This is a genomic window from Carnobacterium jeotgali MS3, from assembly GCF_000745125.1.
Lineage (GTDB): Bacteria > Bacillota > Bacilli > Lactobacillales > Carnobacteriaceae > Carnobacterium_B > Carnobacterium_B jeotgali.
Window position 1 is genome coordinate 187494 of sequence record NZ_JQNF01000007.1, and the last position, 14082, is coordinate 201575.

Here is a 14082-nt window from a genome sequence, read left to right on the forward strand (position 1 = left end):
CACTAACACGTTAATGGTTAAACGCTGTTCTGGTGTTAGTAAAATACCAACTATTATAGTGTAGCCCAGTTATAATGAAAAAACAAGCAGAACTTCCAAAGAGACCACGTACAATGCTCTTAAAAAGGAAAGCTTTTGCTGACCCTTTTTAAACACATTATTTTCGGTTCATTTTATTTTAGCTAAGCATGCCCGTTTTCATAAGATCTTTAGTTCTTAAGTTTTCTGCCATCTCATTTAACTTACGTAAGCGATGATTGATCCCAGACTTACTGATTGTTCCACTTGGAATCATTTCTCCTAGTTCTTTTAAAGTTACTTCAGGGTATTCTAAACGAACAAGCGCAATTTCTCTTAATTTCGTTGGGATTTTATCTAACCCGAGCACCTCATCAATGAACTTTATACTTTCGATTTGTTTACTAGCCGCATCAATAGTTTTATTTAAATTAGCATTCTCACAATTCACTAGACGATTGACCGAGTTTCTCATATCTCTGATGATACGAACATCTTCAAATTTAAGCATTCCGCTAGTTGCACCTATCAAAGCTAAAAAGTCGGCAATTTTCTCTGCTTCTTTTAAATAAGTGATGTATCCGTTCCGTCTTTCCAACGTACGAGCGTTCATATCAAATTGATTCATCATTTGACAGATATCATCATTATGTTCCTCATAACTTGAGTGTATCTCGAGATGGTAACGACTCGTTTCCGGGTTATTGACCGAACCTCCTGCCAAAAAAGAACCTCGTAAATAAGATTTCACTTTTTGCGTGTTTCCCATTACTTCATCTGAAACATGGCTGTGCAAAGACATACCATCCATAATAGATAAATCTGACAGCACTTCTTGAGTTCCATGTTTTAAACGTACAATGTAAACATTATTTTTCTTTAACTTCATTTTCCGGCGTACCAATAATTCACTTTCCACATCAAAATGATCTTTTAGCAAAATATAAATTCTGCGAGCAATCGCAGCATTTTCAGTTTGTACATTTAAAATGAATTTTTTATCAACCAAACTAACGGTTCCATTCATCCGAATTAAAGCAGCTAACTCAGCTTTAGCATGTTCTCTGTGCACTTCTAATTGGGTCAATTCTTTTTTTACTTCTGAAGCATAAGACATCTACTAACCTCCTTTCTGTATTTTAGTTTGTTTAGTAACTCGTTCTTTTTTCCAAACGTCTATTATCAAAAGCCAACTTAAACAATTCGTCGACCACTTTTGTACCATTATGAAAAACACCTTGATCTCTTAATTCAAGGAAATCATCCGAGATAACAGAAGGCACCTCTTGAGCTAAGCCTTTAAAGTTATGCGCTACTTGCACTAAGTATTCATTGTACCGTTCTGTGTCCATATAATTTTCTGGAACTTCTCCAATATTTACCAGTACCGTGTCAATGAATTTTTTGTCTAAATGTTGATGTAATACACAAACGTGATCTGCATCTGTAAAGTTTTCTGTTTCACCAAGTTGAGTCATAATATTACAAATATAAACTACTTTTGCTTCAGTTTCTTTGACAGCTTGTCCTAAATCTTCGATCATCAAATTAGGTAATATACTCGTAAATAAACTTCCGGGTCCCAATACGACCATATCCGCATCACGAATCGCAGCCAATACTTTTCTAGAAGCTTTGGCTTTATGGTCATCTTCGGTTGGGGTCACATAGACTCGTTCTATTCTTTTTCTTTCTTTAGCTATTTTAGATTCTCCAGAAATCTTAGTACCATCTTCAAAGATAGCGTGCAGAATCAGCGCCTCTTCTGCAGCTGGGTATACGTGTCCATCTACCATCATCATTTTAGATAATAATTGAATCGCTTCAAATATACTGCTTCTCATTTCAGACATCGCCGCAATGATTAGGTTTCCGATTGAATGACCCGCTAAAAAACTGTCATTTGTATCAAATCGATATTGAAAAATATCCTTTTGGACAGAGGGAATATTCGAAAGTGATACTAGCACGTTACGAATATCTCCCGGAGGAACAATGTTAGCATAATTTCTTAACGTCCCGCTGCTTCCACCATCATCAGCAACCGTTACGATAGCTGTTACATCGGCATTTTTTGATTTTAGTCCATTCAAAATAACTGGTAATCCAGTGCCTCCACCAATAACAACTATTTTAGGATTATTTTTTTTCCTTTCTTGTATCATGAACGATTCACCGATTCTTTAACCTTCCCTTTATCACGATGAGTAATATGGACAGGGTAACCATCAATTTCAATTTTTTGTGCAATCCGTTCTACTAAAGCTACTGATCGATGTTTCCCACCGGTACAACCAATTGCGATAGTAACATTATTCTTACCTTCTTTTTTATAACCAGGTAAGATGTACTCTAATAAATCTGTAAATTTACGATAAAAAATTTCCGTTTCTGGTTGTTTCATTACATAGTCATATACAGGTTTATCTTGTCCCGTTAACGGTCTTAAGTTATCAATGTAATGAGGATTCGGTAAAAAACGAACATCCATTACGACATCGGCATCAATTGGTAATCCATATTTAAATCCAAATGAAACCATTTCAATTCTAAACAACTCGGTATCATCTGTTTTAAAATTGCCATTGATTTGTTCTCTTAATTGTCTTGGCGTTAGTTTAGTTGTATCAATAACAACTTGCGCTCGTCCTTTTATATCCTCTAATAATTCTCGTTCTTTTTTTATTCCTACTATCAAACGTCCATTCATTGCTAAAGGATGTGTTCGACGCGTTTCTTTATAGCGAGAAACCAATTCTTCATCGCTTGCATCTAAATAAACGATTTTAGTCGTAACAAAAGATGTATTATCCATTGATTCTAACGCTGTTACAATTTCATCAAAAAAAGCTCTTGAACGTAAATCAATCACCAAAGCAATTTTTGTTAATTTCCCGGATTCTTTAACTAATTCCCAAAATTTTGGCAATAAACTTGGCGGCATATTGTCCACACAAAAATAACCCATATCTTCAAAACTTTGCATTGCAACAGTTTTACCTGCTCCACTCATTCCAGTAAGAATAACTAATTGTAGACTATCTACCATCTTATTCGCCTCTTTCTTTTGGTTCTTCGCATTCCATCTAGACTATTATAGCATTCCGGGTGTGTCATGTATAGTCATCGCTAGCTTTTCATTAAAACTTAATCAAATGTTCTTTTTATAGTTAAACAAGAACTAGGATACAAAAAAGAGGTTGGGAACTACTTATCCCGACCTCTTTTGTTAACTTGTTTATTCGTTTACGATTGAATTAATACTTTCTTCAAGAAGAACCACTTTGTGTTCAATTTCAACACCTGAGTCATCACATGCTCCAATGTAGAATTTAATTTTCGGTTCCGTTCCAGAAGGTCGAATAGCAATCCAACTGTTGTCTACCAATGTATATTTCAATACATCAGCTGGAGGTAAATCAATCTCTTCTACTGTACCGTCAGCTAATCTACGTTTGCTGATTGAAAAATCTTCTACATACGCTACCTCAATACCAGCAAATTCTTCTGGAGATTCTTCACGGAATTTCACCATTAAAGCTTTAATTTTTTCAGCTCCGGTAATTCCTTGCATACTGATAGAAATTGTTTTTTCTTTATAGTGACCATAGTTATGGAAGATTTGTTTCAATCCATCATATAACGTATCGCCTTTTTGTTTATAGTAAGCAGCAACTTCTGCAATCAATACAAGAGCTTGAATGGCATCTTTATCACGCACAAATGGTGAGACAAGGTAACCATAGCTTTCTTCAAAACCGAATAAGAAAGTCTTACTGCCATCTGTTTCATATTGTTTGATTTTCTCAGCAATAAATTTAAATCCTGTTAAGACATCTACCATTTGAACATTAAAGCTTTCAGCAATTTGAGTAGGCAACTCGCTAGAAACAATCGATTTAAGTACCACTCCATTAGCTGGCAATGTTCCAGCCTCTTGTTGTGCCGTTAGTAAATAATGCAACATCAAGCTTGCGATTTGGTTTCCAGTTAAGACTTCGTAATGTCCTTCAGATGTCTTAACAGCTATTCCTAAACGGTCAGCATCAGGATCTGTTGCCACTAATACGTCGGCATCAATTTCTTTTCCTAATTTAATTGCGTATTCAAATGCACCTGGTTCTTCAGGATTAGGAGATTTAACTGTTGAAAAATCGGGATCTGCTTCAGCTTGTTCAGGAACTAAATAAATAGATTCAAAACCTGCATTTTTCAAAGCTTTTTCACCAATCATTTTGCCCGTTCCATGAAGTGGCGTGTACACCAGTTTCATTTCTTTGCTCATTTCTTTTACAAGTGCTGGGTTAACCGTAACACTTTTCACGTTTTCCAAGTACTCACTGTCTACATCTTCACCAATCATCGTAAGCAGACCTTTAGACAAAAGATCTTCTTTTGATAATACTTCAATTTCTAACATATTTTCGACACTACGAACATACTCTGTTAAAGCATCTGCTTCTTTAGGTGGCATTTGTCCGCCATCTTCTCCATAAACTTTATATCCATTATACGCTGCAGGGTTGTGACTTGCCGTAATCATAATACCAGCAAATGCATTTAAATGACGAACTGCAAAAGATAATTCTGGTGTTGGACGAAGACTTTCAAAAACAAAAGCAGGAATTCCATGTGCTCCAAGTGTTTTTGCAGCTTCCATAGCAAATTCTGGTGATTTGTGTCTTGAATCATAAGCAATGGCAACTCCACGTTTTTTTGTTTCATCTCCTAGACTATCCATAAAACGAGCTAACCCTTCTGTTGCTTGTCTAACGGTATAAGCGTTCATACGATTAACACCCGCACCAATAATACCGCGCATACCCGCAGTACCAAATTCTAGAGGAGCATAAAATGCATCTTCTAATGTATCCGAATCATCTTTTAGAGATTTTAATTCATTTTTTAATTCCATTTCTAAATCGTTAAAATTTTCCCAAAGTTGATAAGTCTCTCTCCAGCTCATTTTAATTCACCCTTTACATAATTAGTAGTATTTTTTAGTTAACGCTTCCCTTATGAGTATACCACTTATTGTTGCTTCTTACACACAATTCAATCTAAACCATCTTTCAACATTTTTTTACTATTATGATTACACTCTTTATAGTTGTTAAGTCTCTTAAGTCAATGATAGTGAGTTTTCAACTTTTTCTCGCTTGAAATTTCCGCTAAGTTGTTTTCTTGCGTATTGTTAAAAAATGTAGTCATCATTGCTAAAAAGTAAAAAAGAAATTCTCTCTACTTTTTTGGTAGAGGAATTCCTTTTTTATAACCTATTAAAATACTTTTGGTAACTAAGAACTTTGTTTTAATCAAGGTTCTTTTTTTAAACTCAACACTTCCCGTTTGTCTTTACTTCCATCGTTCGGTAAAACACGAGAAGAAAAGCATATCCAACAATCATAACTGCTTGTGAAATAATGTCTTATAATAAAAAGGCTTAATTGTTACCTAGACTGGATACTCCATCCATGTGTTTTAAGCCTATTTATATAATCTTCAACACTAATTTCTTCAACTTCTATTGCTAACGGCACTAGTGAAACAAAACACTCATTTGAAGTATAATTTATTGTAACTTTAGCCACCTCATATCCATTATGGAAGTTGGAATCAAATCCAGGATCGTCAATTATATCACCTACTTGAGGACGAAAGTTAGATTCAACTGTTTTTACTAATGCTTGAGTGTTTTCCTCAGTAGGTTCTTGATTAAGCGATGAGACAAATAACAGTAAGTTTATATTCAAAATATTTACCACCCCTCCGTGCTCTTTAAATAATCTTTAACTTAATTTTATAATTTTTGATGATTGATTGCAAAAAAAATTTAACTTGTCGCCACAAACTATTTGTACCATTGAGTAAAACAAAAAACCACCTAGTTGATACAGGTGGTTTTGGTTGAAGATCATTCCAACAAAGGATTGATCATGTGAAAAAGATTGTGAAAAGAAAACATAAATATTTAATTTAACATGAAGTTAAAGATTTATTTAGCTAAAGATTTTTTTTTGTGAGAAAGATAAAAAGTCAAACATAAGACACCTAAAATTAGCATGGCAATACTTCTAGGTAAAATATCAGAATCCATAGAAAAAAGAATATTCGTTCTAAACCAAGTTTGAAAAGGCAAGCCAATTCCTAATAATACAGCAAAGAAAAGGATCTTTATACCGATAGATTTACCTTTCATTTTTTTAATGCTGTTGTTGACAAATAATCTTAGTAGTCCCAATCCAATACCTATAGTAAAAAATAAAGGTAAATATAATCGGGCTTCTGACTGAGCAATTAGTGTTTGGATAAATAAGGTAAGTCCAATAACAAAAGCCAGTGAAGTGATTAGTAATTCTTTTTTCATATAGTTAAAAACACTCCTTCGATAAATGTAAGTAATTCTATCACTTTACATAAGAACTAACAATGTATTTAGTTATAAAATTAAAGATTCCACTTAAAATAAGAGCTTTTTTATTTGCAGAAATAGATATTATAAAATTTTGATAATAATAAATATAACTTTTAACACACATGGAATTGGATAAAATCGTGTATTTAGAACCTTATGAGAGAAAGGTTACTTTTTTCAGTTTATTACTTTAAATTAAAATAAAGATTATCAATATTTGATATACTAAAAATAAAAAAAGGAGTAACCAATTATGAAAAAAATTAATTTTAAAAAGTGTCTATTACTAGCAGGGGCATATTTTGTTGCTAGCTTATTAACTCAATACTTTATTAATGATTCGACTGAATTAACAGCTGTTATTATAGGTGCAATTGTATTTGCTGTATTTATTTTCATAGGAGAAATCTTATCTAAAAAAGATGTAAAAAGATAAGGTTGCTCAAATTACTATCTTTACTGTTAATACTAAAAAAATAATATGCGATACATGAAATTAGATAAAATCATGCATTATGGACCTTGACTAATCAGGGTTTTATTTTGATATTAAACACTACTTTTCTAAGTACCAAAGTAGTGCCTTTCTCTCTAAATTTTTAACAAATTCATCTTTACCATCTGAATAGGAGTTAATATTATTTGGGAATTTTATAGCTAGTTCTCTTTTTAAATTACCGTAATCTCTTCTTGCTTCATAATGTGTTCGAAGATAATCTCTTACCGCTAAATGTCGCTCCATATCATTTTTATTTGTGTTTTGGAATACATGTATATGATGTGTCCTTTGATCTCCACCTTTTCTAAAAAAACGTCTTCCCTCTATTCCATACTCGCCAAGAGGTTCGTATCCGATTTTACTCATTTGGATATTAAATGAGTCTACATGTTCAATTTTCTTTACTATTGGCATAATATCAATGATTGGTTTAGCATTTAAGTGGGGCACAGAAGTACTACCAATATGGTGAATAGCAATCAATTCCTTACCAAAGATATCTTGTATTTTTTTTGACTCAACTTGGAATAATTTTGACCATTCTTCTCTATACTCTACTACTTTAATTTTCATGAATAGTTAGTCTCCATTCTTAAAATATAATACACTATTTCAGAAAATCAATGTACTAGAAACCTTGATTTAATAAGGTTGTTTCTTACATTTATTCTTTAGTGTTTTATAAGGTTGGTCGTTATTCTTACTTAGTAAAATCTATTTTTGTATAATGGGGAAGGTTCTTATGTTTAATATTACTGGTAATTTTAAAATACAGTTACCGATCCATATCTCCAATAACAAAGGCTACAACAATATAATCATAAAGTAAGTTTTGTCCATCTTTAGCCACTTCAATTGCACCTATTTATTTTATTTATCTTGATACTGTCGTTTCCCCCAGTATATCGGCTATTTTTTTATTATTTTCGTCGTAACCTTCCGAAACAGAGGCAACTTCCCATCCCCTACTCGTTCATAGTCCCAACCAAGAAAAAAATTCCAACCATTAAAGTGGTTGGGATTTTAGTATACTATGCAATTGAAACATCAGAGGTATTAATTTTTCCATTCGCTATAACCATTTAAAATAATTATATATATTACATATATGCAAGGAATAAATATAGCAAATAGGATTATCTTTATAATCCAACTTACTGTCGAAAATATAGCCCCAATAAGTATATATAGCATAAAAAAAACAAATACGGACATGATTAACAATAAAATAATTAAAATAAAATTTTTAATTATTTTATTGTTAATCTTTAAAACAGCTGATAATATTTCTTCAAAAAAAATTAAAATGAATTCCATTTAAAAGCTCCTTTTAAAAGTCTATCCATCCATTATTTCTATTTTTATCATTCTTGTCAATTAATTTAGCAATTGCTACTGCTGATTTAGAAAGTCCTTTTGCTAATACTTGATATCGTGTATCGAGAATCCTTTATAATTAGAGTTATTTTTTCGCAACAGTCTCCAACTCATGATTTTGCGGTATAATAAACAAAATCAAATATAACTTTTGTGAGCGGAGAGTCTTTGAAGTGAGTTCCAACATCCAATCATTACGGTCTCAGAAAGAAATAACCGACTGTTTAAGGTGCAATGAAAACGCAGATTGGAATGTTTTTCTATTGTTAATCAGTATTAATAACGCTTTGCGCATGTCCGACATTATTACATTAAAGAAAAAAGACCTGATTTCCTATAAAACACTTGAATCATCGAGAAAAAACAGCCAAAAACAGTATTTTATATTTGAGTAGCCTGCAGGACTTGATTCAAGACTATTAAAAAAGAACTAGAGAATCATTTGTTTAAAAGTACTAAAGTCGGTCACTTAGAGGTCAATCTTGTCTATCAGATATTTCAAAAAATTGCTACAATTTTAGTAAAATACGATACTATCACGCACACGATACGTAAGAGATTGGGTTACCACTATTACAATAAACCCAAAGACGTGGTTACACTCATGGAACTATTTGGTCATTGCAGCGAGAAAATCACGTAGCGCTACATTGAGATCAATGAAGATGAAATCAGTAGAACACTACTAAATTTCTGATTAAAATTTTAGATTTTGTTTCATTTTTAACACTTTCAACCCGTTATAATGGAGATGTAAAATACTTTTATCATTATAATGGCAGTATTATAACTACTTTTGATAGTTAAATTTCTAGAAATTCATTAAAGTAATTGTAAGGAGGTTAGTTATAGATGAAATTAGAGACTCGATTAAAACAAAGAAGAAATACTCTAAAAATGACGCAAGAAGAAGTAGCCGAAAAAATACATGTGTCACGCCAAACTATTTCTAATTGGGAAAATGGACGGAACTTACCGGATATCAATAGTCTTATTTTAATTAGTGAGATTTACGCAATTTCCTTAGACAAATTAATGAAAGGAGATCCTAAAATGGTTAAAAAGTTAGATGAAAAAATAAAAAGAGGTAAATTTTTTTATTTTTTAGTAATTGTAATTGGAGTAATTGTTTTATTAAATATATTGCATTTAATCACTATTGGATAAAGCACTATGACTTTATTGTTTTTTGAACTACTACTATTAGTCTTTTTAATGGCTATCCTGCTAATTTCTAGAGGTAAAAGATATAAAAAATAGGTTAAACAACAATTATGTGTTGTTTAGCCTATTTTTTTCTAGTAAGTTTACATTGTAAAAGTCTTTTAACTTACTTTGTATGAAGTATTCTACTGGTACGATTAGCCAACCTTAGAAACAGAATAACGATGCTTTACTGTATTATAGTCAAACCTAGAACAGCTACTATTAAACTTGCTACCGCAATTATAATTTTCCATGTTACATTAGCTTTTTCATATTTTATCCTTCAAAGTTGTTAAGGGTTACATTTATCTCAAAAAGTATAACAATTTTTTTGAAATAGAGATGCTATACTTAATGAAAATAAATCCACAAATGAATAGGAGAGCTTTAAAAATGAAAAATAGTAAAAAAAATGAAAAAAATAGTACTTGGGTTATGTACTTATCACTAAGCTGTGCACTAACTACAGTAGCTCTTGTAATACACAACCCTTTATATTCTTTAGGTGCGATCTTGTTTGGAATATGCGCTGTTTTATCTGCTTTAAAAAAAAATCATAAATAAACTTTTTATATAAATGTTATCTTCTAAATTTTTTAATTATACATATTTTACAGAACTGGGCATCAAAAATATATTGAGGAATAGATACACATATTTAACACGGTATGAATGCACTAAATTAACGAATGTAATCAACATAACTGAAAAGAATACATCATCTATAAATATATTTTAAAGTCACTACTATAATGACAAAAATAAGAAATACTACTTGGCCAATGTCATTAACTTAAGGCTATTGAAGAAAAGAGGCAAATGGAAAATAAAAAAGTTCTCTTCCATTTCACTCTTTTAATCAAAAAAGAGTGAAAGGTCATGCATAAAACACATGAACCCTCACTCTTTACAGTAATCAAGTCTATTCAGTTAATGACATTGAGATTTCTTTCGTTTCTTTTTTCAATTTTACACTTTTTATTGACCACTATTTTTCATTTTTAAACTTTTGCTACTAAGCTTTCTTTCAATTTTTCAACATAATGAAAAACAGCATTTCCTGCTAAGCTGCCATCACCAACAGCTGTTGCAACTTGGCGTAACGGTGTTAATCGGACATCGCCTATTGCAAAAATTCCTGGTTGTGAAGTTTCCATTGTTTCGTTTGTTTGAATCCAGCCTTCTTCATCTGTAATACCTAAGTCTCTAAATTTGTCTGTGTTTGGCAGAATGCCTACATAAATAAACGCTCCATCTGCAGCATATTCTTGGACTTCATTCGTATGAACGTTTCTAACTTTCACACCTGTTACTTTATTGTCATCACCATAAATATTTTCTACAGTAGAATCCCATATAAAGTCAACTTTTTCATTTTTAAATGCTCTATCTTGAAGAATTTTTTGAGCTCTTAACTCATCACGACGGTGAATAATCGTTACTTTTTTGGCAAATTGAGTCAAATACGTTCCTTCTTCGACAGCTGAGTCTCCACCGCCGACAACAACCAACTCTTTATTACGGAAAAATGCGCCATCACAAACCGCACAATAAGATACTCCACGACCGTTGTATTCATTTTCACCACTAACACCTAACTTACGGTGTTCTGCTCCTGTAGCAATAATGATTGAACGTGTCTTAAAGATTTTTTTTCCAGCAATAATGGTTTTGTATTCTACCCCTTGTTGAATTTCTTGTACATCCGCATAAGCATATTCAGCACCAAATTGTTTCGAACCCTCAAACATTTTATCTGATAATTCTGGTCCTAAAATACTATTGAATCCAGGATAATTTTCAATCTCTGCAGTATTAATCATTTGTCCGCCAGGTACTCCGCGTTCCAACATAAGTGTAGACAAGTTTGATCTTGAAGCGTATAAAGCAGCCGTCATGCCTGCAGGGCCACTTCCAATAACGACAACATCATAAATTTTTTCTTCAGTTTCCATAATGAAATCCCTCATTTTCCTTAATTGTTTCTCTTTACTTTACATCTTTCAAAGTCAAACCGCCATCTTTTTGCTTACAAATTAGAAGTAAATGAGCAAGCTACTTAAAAATCATTCAATTCCATTTTAAGCGTTTCTTGTAAATCAGATGCTTCTTCAACAAAATCACCATCTGGGTCTAGCGTTAGATACTGTTCTACCAATATTAAAGATTTTTCCAAATCATCTTTAAAAGCATAATTATTCGCTTGAAAATAATAGGCTTCTGCAAAAATATCGCCACTTTTTTCAATTAATTCATCTAAAAGTTCAATTGATTCGTCGTACTCACCAGTATGTTGATAACAAATAGCTAACTGACAAGAGGCAAAAATAGATTCCTCTTCATTTCTCGATAACGTCACTGCTCGTGAGAAGTATTTTTTTGCACGATCCATTTCATTTTTTTGAAATGCCGTAATTCCACGTTGAAAATAAAATTCACTTGTTGGAATAACTTCTATGATTGTCGCCTTTTGATTTTCTATTTCAGACATGTGCAACCCTCCTCTAAAGTAACATTTGCATAATAGTATAGCATATGGGCAACATTTTTAATAGGTCTTGTTCGCTCCCATAGATGCACAAAAAGATGAACTATTAGAGCTCATCTTTTTGGCTAACCTTATTTAGTTTTATTCTTTTTCTAATTTTTTACCCAACTCAATAATATAGTCATTTAGTGAATCTTTGATTTCTGGATGTTTTAAACCATATTGAATACTTGTTTTTAAGAAGCCAAATTTATCCCCTACATCATAACGGGTCCCTTTGAATTCATGAGCAAATACACGTTGTGTTTTATTTAGTGTGTCGATTGCATCTGTTAACTGAATTTCATTTCCTGCTCCTGGTTCTTGATTTTCTAAAATATCAAAAATTTCAGGAGTTAACAAATAACGGCCAATAATCGCTAGATCACTTGGTGCATCTTCTGGATTTGGTTTTTCCACAAAACGACGAACATTATACGTTGTTTCATCTACTTGCCCTTCAACATCGATGATGCCATATTTTGATGTTTCTTCATGCGGTACTTTCATCACTGCAATATTTGAAGCATGCGTTTTGTCGTATCCGTTGATTAATTGTTTTGTTAATGGTACTTCATCTTCCATCAAGTCATCACCCAACATAACCACAAAAGGTTCGTTTCCAACAAAGGCTTTAGCTTGCAAGACGGCATCGCCCAATCCTTTTGGATACGATTGACGAACAAAAAACAAATTCAAACCAGTTGTTTCTTCAACTAATTCTAATAGCTCCATTTTTCCTTTAGATTTCAAATTAGCTTCTAATTCTGGATTTGAGTCAAAGTGATCTTCGATAGGTCGTTTGCTTTTTCCAGTTACAATTAGAATATCTTCAATCCCTGAATTGATTGCTTCTTCAACAATAAATTGAATCGTTGGTTTGTCAACGATTGGCAACATTTCTTTAGCCATTGCTTTTGTTGCAGGTAAAAATCTTGTTCCTAACCCTGCTGCCGGGATAACTGCTTTACGTACTTTTTGCATATGCTGTATTCCTCCAATTATTTATAGTAGTGTAGCTAAATTATATTATGCTTCTGATTTTCCATCGCGTTTCATTAAAGAAACAATAATATCTTCCACGTTAGCTTCATTATACAATACTTCGTAAATTGCTGCAGTGATTGGCATTTCAATCCCCTTTTGCTGAGCTAATTCATAAGCTGCTTTCGTTGTTGCAATTCCTTCTACAACCATTCCCATACTTTCGAGAACTTCTTTCAAACTATTGCCTTTGCCTAACATGTGACCCGCTCTCCAGTTTCTAGAATGGACACTCGTACAAGTAACAATTAAGTCTCCTACACCACTCAATCCTAGAAAAGTCATCGGATCTGCTCCAAAAGCTACACCTAAACGGCTTATTTCAGCCAACCCTCTAGTCATCAAAGCCGCTTTCGCATTATCTCCATAACCTAACCCTTGAAGTGCTCCGGCTCCTACTGCGATGATGTTTTTTAAAGCTGCTCCCAGTTCAACACCAATTATGTCATCATTCGTATATACTCTAAAATAATCTGTCATGAATAAGTCTTGCACTACCTTAGTAGCCTCTTCATTTGTTGAAGCCGCAGTAATCGTTGTTAAATCCTTGACCGCAACTTCTTCTGCATGGCTAGGACCAGATAAAGCTACCACAGCTTGTCGTTTGCTTTCTGGGATTTCTTCTTCCAAAATTTCTGAAATACGTTTGTGGCTCTCTTGTTCTAACCCTTTACTTGCATGAACAATAATAGTTGGCTTAGTTAAAAGAGGGGCAACTTTACTTGCTACATCGCGGATCGCTTTAGTTGGAATAACAAAAACAATGATATCTGCATCTTTGATTGCTTCTTCAATATGCGAAGTTGCTTTAATATTTTCAGCTAAAACTACAGCTGGCAGATAAAGTTTGTTGGTGTGTTTAAGATTGATTTCATCCGCTTGTTTTGCTTTATGACTCCATAAATGAACGTCATTCCCATTTTCTTCTAATACCATTGCTAAAGCCGTTCCCCAAGAACCAGCTCCTAAAACAGCTACTTTCTTTGACATCTTATT

14 protein-coding genes are annotated in these 14082 nt (G+C 32.9%); 3 read left to right on the top strand and 11 right to left on the bottom strand.

What is annotated here, in order from left to right:
- Positions 1–178: 178 nt before the first annotated feature.
- The 6 genes from whiA to BP18_RS07010 all read right to left on the bottom strand — a co-directional run bounded on the left by whiA (position 179) and on the right by BP18_RS07010 (position 6385).
- Positions 179–1135 carry a DNA-binding protein WhiA gene (whiA, locus tag BP18_RS06985; protein ID WP_007721500.1) on the bottom strand — a complete coding sequence of 319 codons (957 nt, stop codon included), beginning with the start codon at positions 1133–1135 and terminating at the stop codon, positions 179–181.
- 31 nt (positions 1136–1166) lie between these two features.
- Positions 1167–2183, bottom strand: coding sequence for a gluconeogenesis factor YvcK family protein (locus BP18_RS06990; protein WP_007721502.1), 1017 nt, complete (start codon positions 2181–2183; stop codon positions 1167–1169).
- On the bottom strand, positions 2180–3067 hold the full coding sequence (gene rapZ / locus BP18_RS06995) for an RNase adapter RapZ (RefSeq protein WP_007721504.1): 888 nt from the start codon (positions 3065–3067) through the stop codon (positions 2180–2182). The genes BP18_RS06990 and rapZ overlap by 4 nt, the downstream gene beginning before the upstream one ends.
- A gap of 189 nt (positions 3068–3256) precedes the next feature.
- Positions 3257–4984 (bottom strand): phospho-sugar mutase, encoded by a 1728-nt coding sequence (locus tag BP18_RS07000; RefSeq protein WP_007721506.1) that lies wholly within the window; start codon positions 4982–4984, stop codon positions 3257–3259.
- Positions 4985–5468: 484 nt separating this feature from the next.
- Positions 5469–5771: a hypothetical protein gene (locus BP18_RS07005; protein WP_007721508.1), complete on the bottom strand. Its 303-nt coding sequence runs from the start codon at positions 5769–5771 to the stop codon at positions 5469–5471.
- A gap of 242 nt (positions 5772–6013) precedes the next feature.
- Entirely contained in the window at positions 6014–6385 is a 372-nt protein-coding gene (locus tag BP18_RS07010; RefSeq protein WP_007721510.1) for a hypothetical protein, read from the bottom strand.
- 301 nt (positions 6386–6686) lie between these two features.
- Between BP18_RS07010 and BP18_RS07015 the strand changes: the two genes are divergently transcribed.
- Complete coding sequence (locus BP18_RS07015) at positions 6687–6869, top strand: hypothetical protein (protein ID WP_007721512.1); 183 nt, start codon at positions 6687–6689, stop codon at positions 6867–6869.
- Positions 6870–6989: 120 nt separating this feature from the next.
- Here the strand turns inward: BP18_RS07015 and BP18_RS07020 are convergent, their stop codons facing one another.
- Positions 6990–7505: a GrpB family protein gene (locus tag BP18_RS07020; RefSeq protein ID WP_007721513.1), complete on the bottom strand. Its 516-nt coding sequence runs from the start codon at positions 7503–7505 to the stop codon at positions 6990–6992.
- Positions 7506–9161: 1656 nt separating this feature from the next.
- On the opposite strand from BP18_RS07020, the gene BP18_RS07030 reads away from it, so the two are divergent.
- Together BP18_RS07030 and BP18_RS12590 are read left to right on the top strand one after the other, a co-directional pair.
- Positions 9162–9476, top strand: a complete 315-nt coding sequence (locus tag BP18_RS07030) for a helix-turn-helix domain-containing protein (protein ID WP_007721519.1) — start codon at positions 9162–9164, stop codon at positions 9474–9476.
- A gap of 432 nt (positions 9477–9908) precedes the next feature.
- Positions 9909–10079, top strand: coding sequence for a hypothetical protein (locus BP18_RS12590; RefSeq protein WP_007721521.1), 171 nt, complete (start codon positions 9909–9911; stop codon positions 10077–10079).
- Positions 10080–10516: 437 nt separating this feature from the next.
- Here BP18_RS12590 and trxB read toward each other — a convergent pair whose 3' ends face one another.
- From trxB to BP18_RS07050, 4 genes are all read right to left on the bottom strand, one after another.
- Entirely contained in the window at positions 10517–11470 is a 954-nt protein-coding gene (gene trxB / locus BP18_RS07035; protein ID WP_007721522.1) for a thioredoxin-disulfide reductase, read from the bottom strand.
- Positions 11471–11574: 104 nt separating this feature from the next.
- Positions 11575–12006, bottom strand: coding sequence for a tetratricopeptide repeat protein (locus tag BP18_RS07040; protein WP_007721524.1), 432 nt, complete (start codon positions 12004–12006; stop codon positions 11575–11577).
- A gap of 138 nt (positions 12007–12144) precedes the next feature.
- Positions 12145–13026 (bottom strand): UTP--glucose-1-phosphate uridylyltransferase GalU, encoded by an 882-nt coding sequence (gene galU / locus BP18_RS07045; RefSeq protein WP_007721526.1) that lies wholly within the window; start codon positions 13024–13026, stop codon positions 12145–12147.
- 45 nt (positions 13027–13071) lie between these two features.
- Positions 13072–14076 carry an NAD(P)H-dependent glycerol-3-phosphate dehydrogenase gene (locus tag BP18_RS07050; RefSeq protein WP_007721528.1) on the bottom strand — a complete coding sequence of 335 codons (1005 nt, stop codon included), beginning with the start codon at positions 14074–14076 and terminating at the stop codon, positions 13072–13074.
- Between the last annotated feature and the right edge of the window lie 6 nt (positions 14077–14082).

Excerpts from the sequence above, each read along its gene's own strand:
- BP18_RS07015 (WP_007721512.1), top strand. The coding sequence starts at position 6,687 with ATGAAAAAAATTAATTTTAAAAAGTGTCTATTACTAGCAGGGGCATAT.
- galU (WP_007721526.1), bottom strand. The coding sequence starts at position 13,026 with ATGCAAAAAGTACGTAAAGCAGTTATCCCGGCAGCAGGGTTAGGAACA.
- BP18_RS06990 (WP_007721502.1), bottom strand. The coding sequence starts at position 2,183 with ATGATACAAGAAAGGAAAAAAAATAATCCTAAAATAGTTGTTATTGGT.
- trxB (WP_007721522.1), bottom strand. The coding sequence starts at position 11,470 with ATGGAAACTGAAGAAAAAATTTATGATGTTGTCGTTATTGGAAGTGGC.
- BP18_RS07000 (WP_007721506.1), bottom strand. The coding sequence starts at position 4,984 with ATGAGCTGGAGAGAGACTTATCAACTTTGGGAAAATTTTAACGATTTA.
- BP18_RS07020 (WP_007721513.1), bottom strand. The coding sequence starts at position 7,505 with ATGAAAATTAAAGTAGTAGAGTATAGAGAAGAATGGTCAAAATTATTC.
- whiA (WP_007721500.1), bottom strand. The coding sequence starts at position 1,135 with ATGTCTTATGCTTCAGAAGTAAAAAAAGAATTGACCCAATTAGAAGTG.
- BP18_RS07030 (WP_007721519.1), top strand. The coding sequence starts at position 9,162 with ATGAAATTAGAGACTCGATTAAAACAAAGAAGAAATACTCTAAAAATG.
- BP18_RS07040 (WP_007721524.1), bottom strand. The coding sequence starts at position 12,006 with ATGTCTGAAATAGAAAATCAAAAGGCGACAATCATAGAAGTTATTCCA.
- BP18_RS12590 (WP_007721521.1), top strand. The coding sequence starts at position 9,909 with ATGAAAAATAGTAAAAAAAATGAAAAAAATAGTACTTGGGTTATGTAC.
- rapZ (WP_007721504.1), bottom strand. The coding sequence starts at position 3,067 with ATGGTAGATAGTCTACAATTAGTTATTCTTACTGGAATGAGTGGAGCA.
- BP18_RS07010 (WP_007721510.1), bottom strand. The coding sequence starts at position 6,385 with ATGAAAAAAGAATTACTAATCACTTCACTGGCTTTTGTTATTGGACTT.
- BP18_RS07050 (WP_007721528.1), bottom strand. The coding sequence starts at position 14,076 with ATGTCAAAGAAAGTAGCTGTTTTAGGAGCTGGTTCTTGGGGAACGGCT.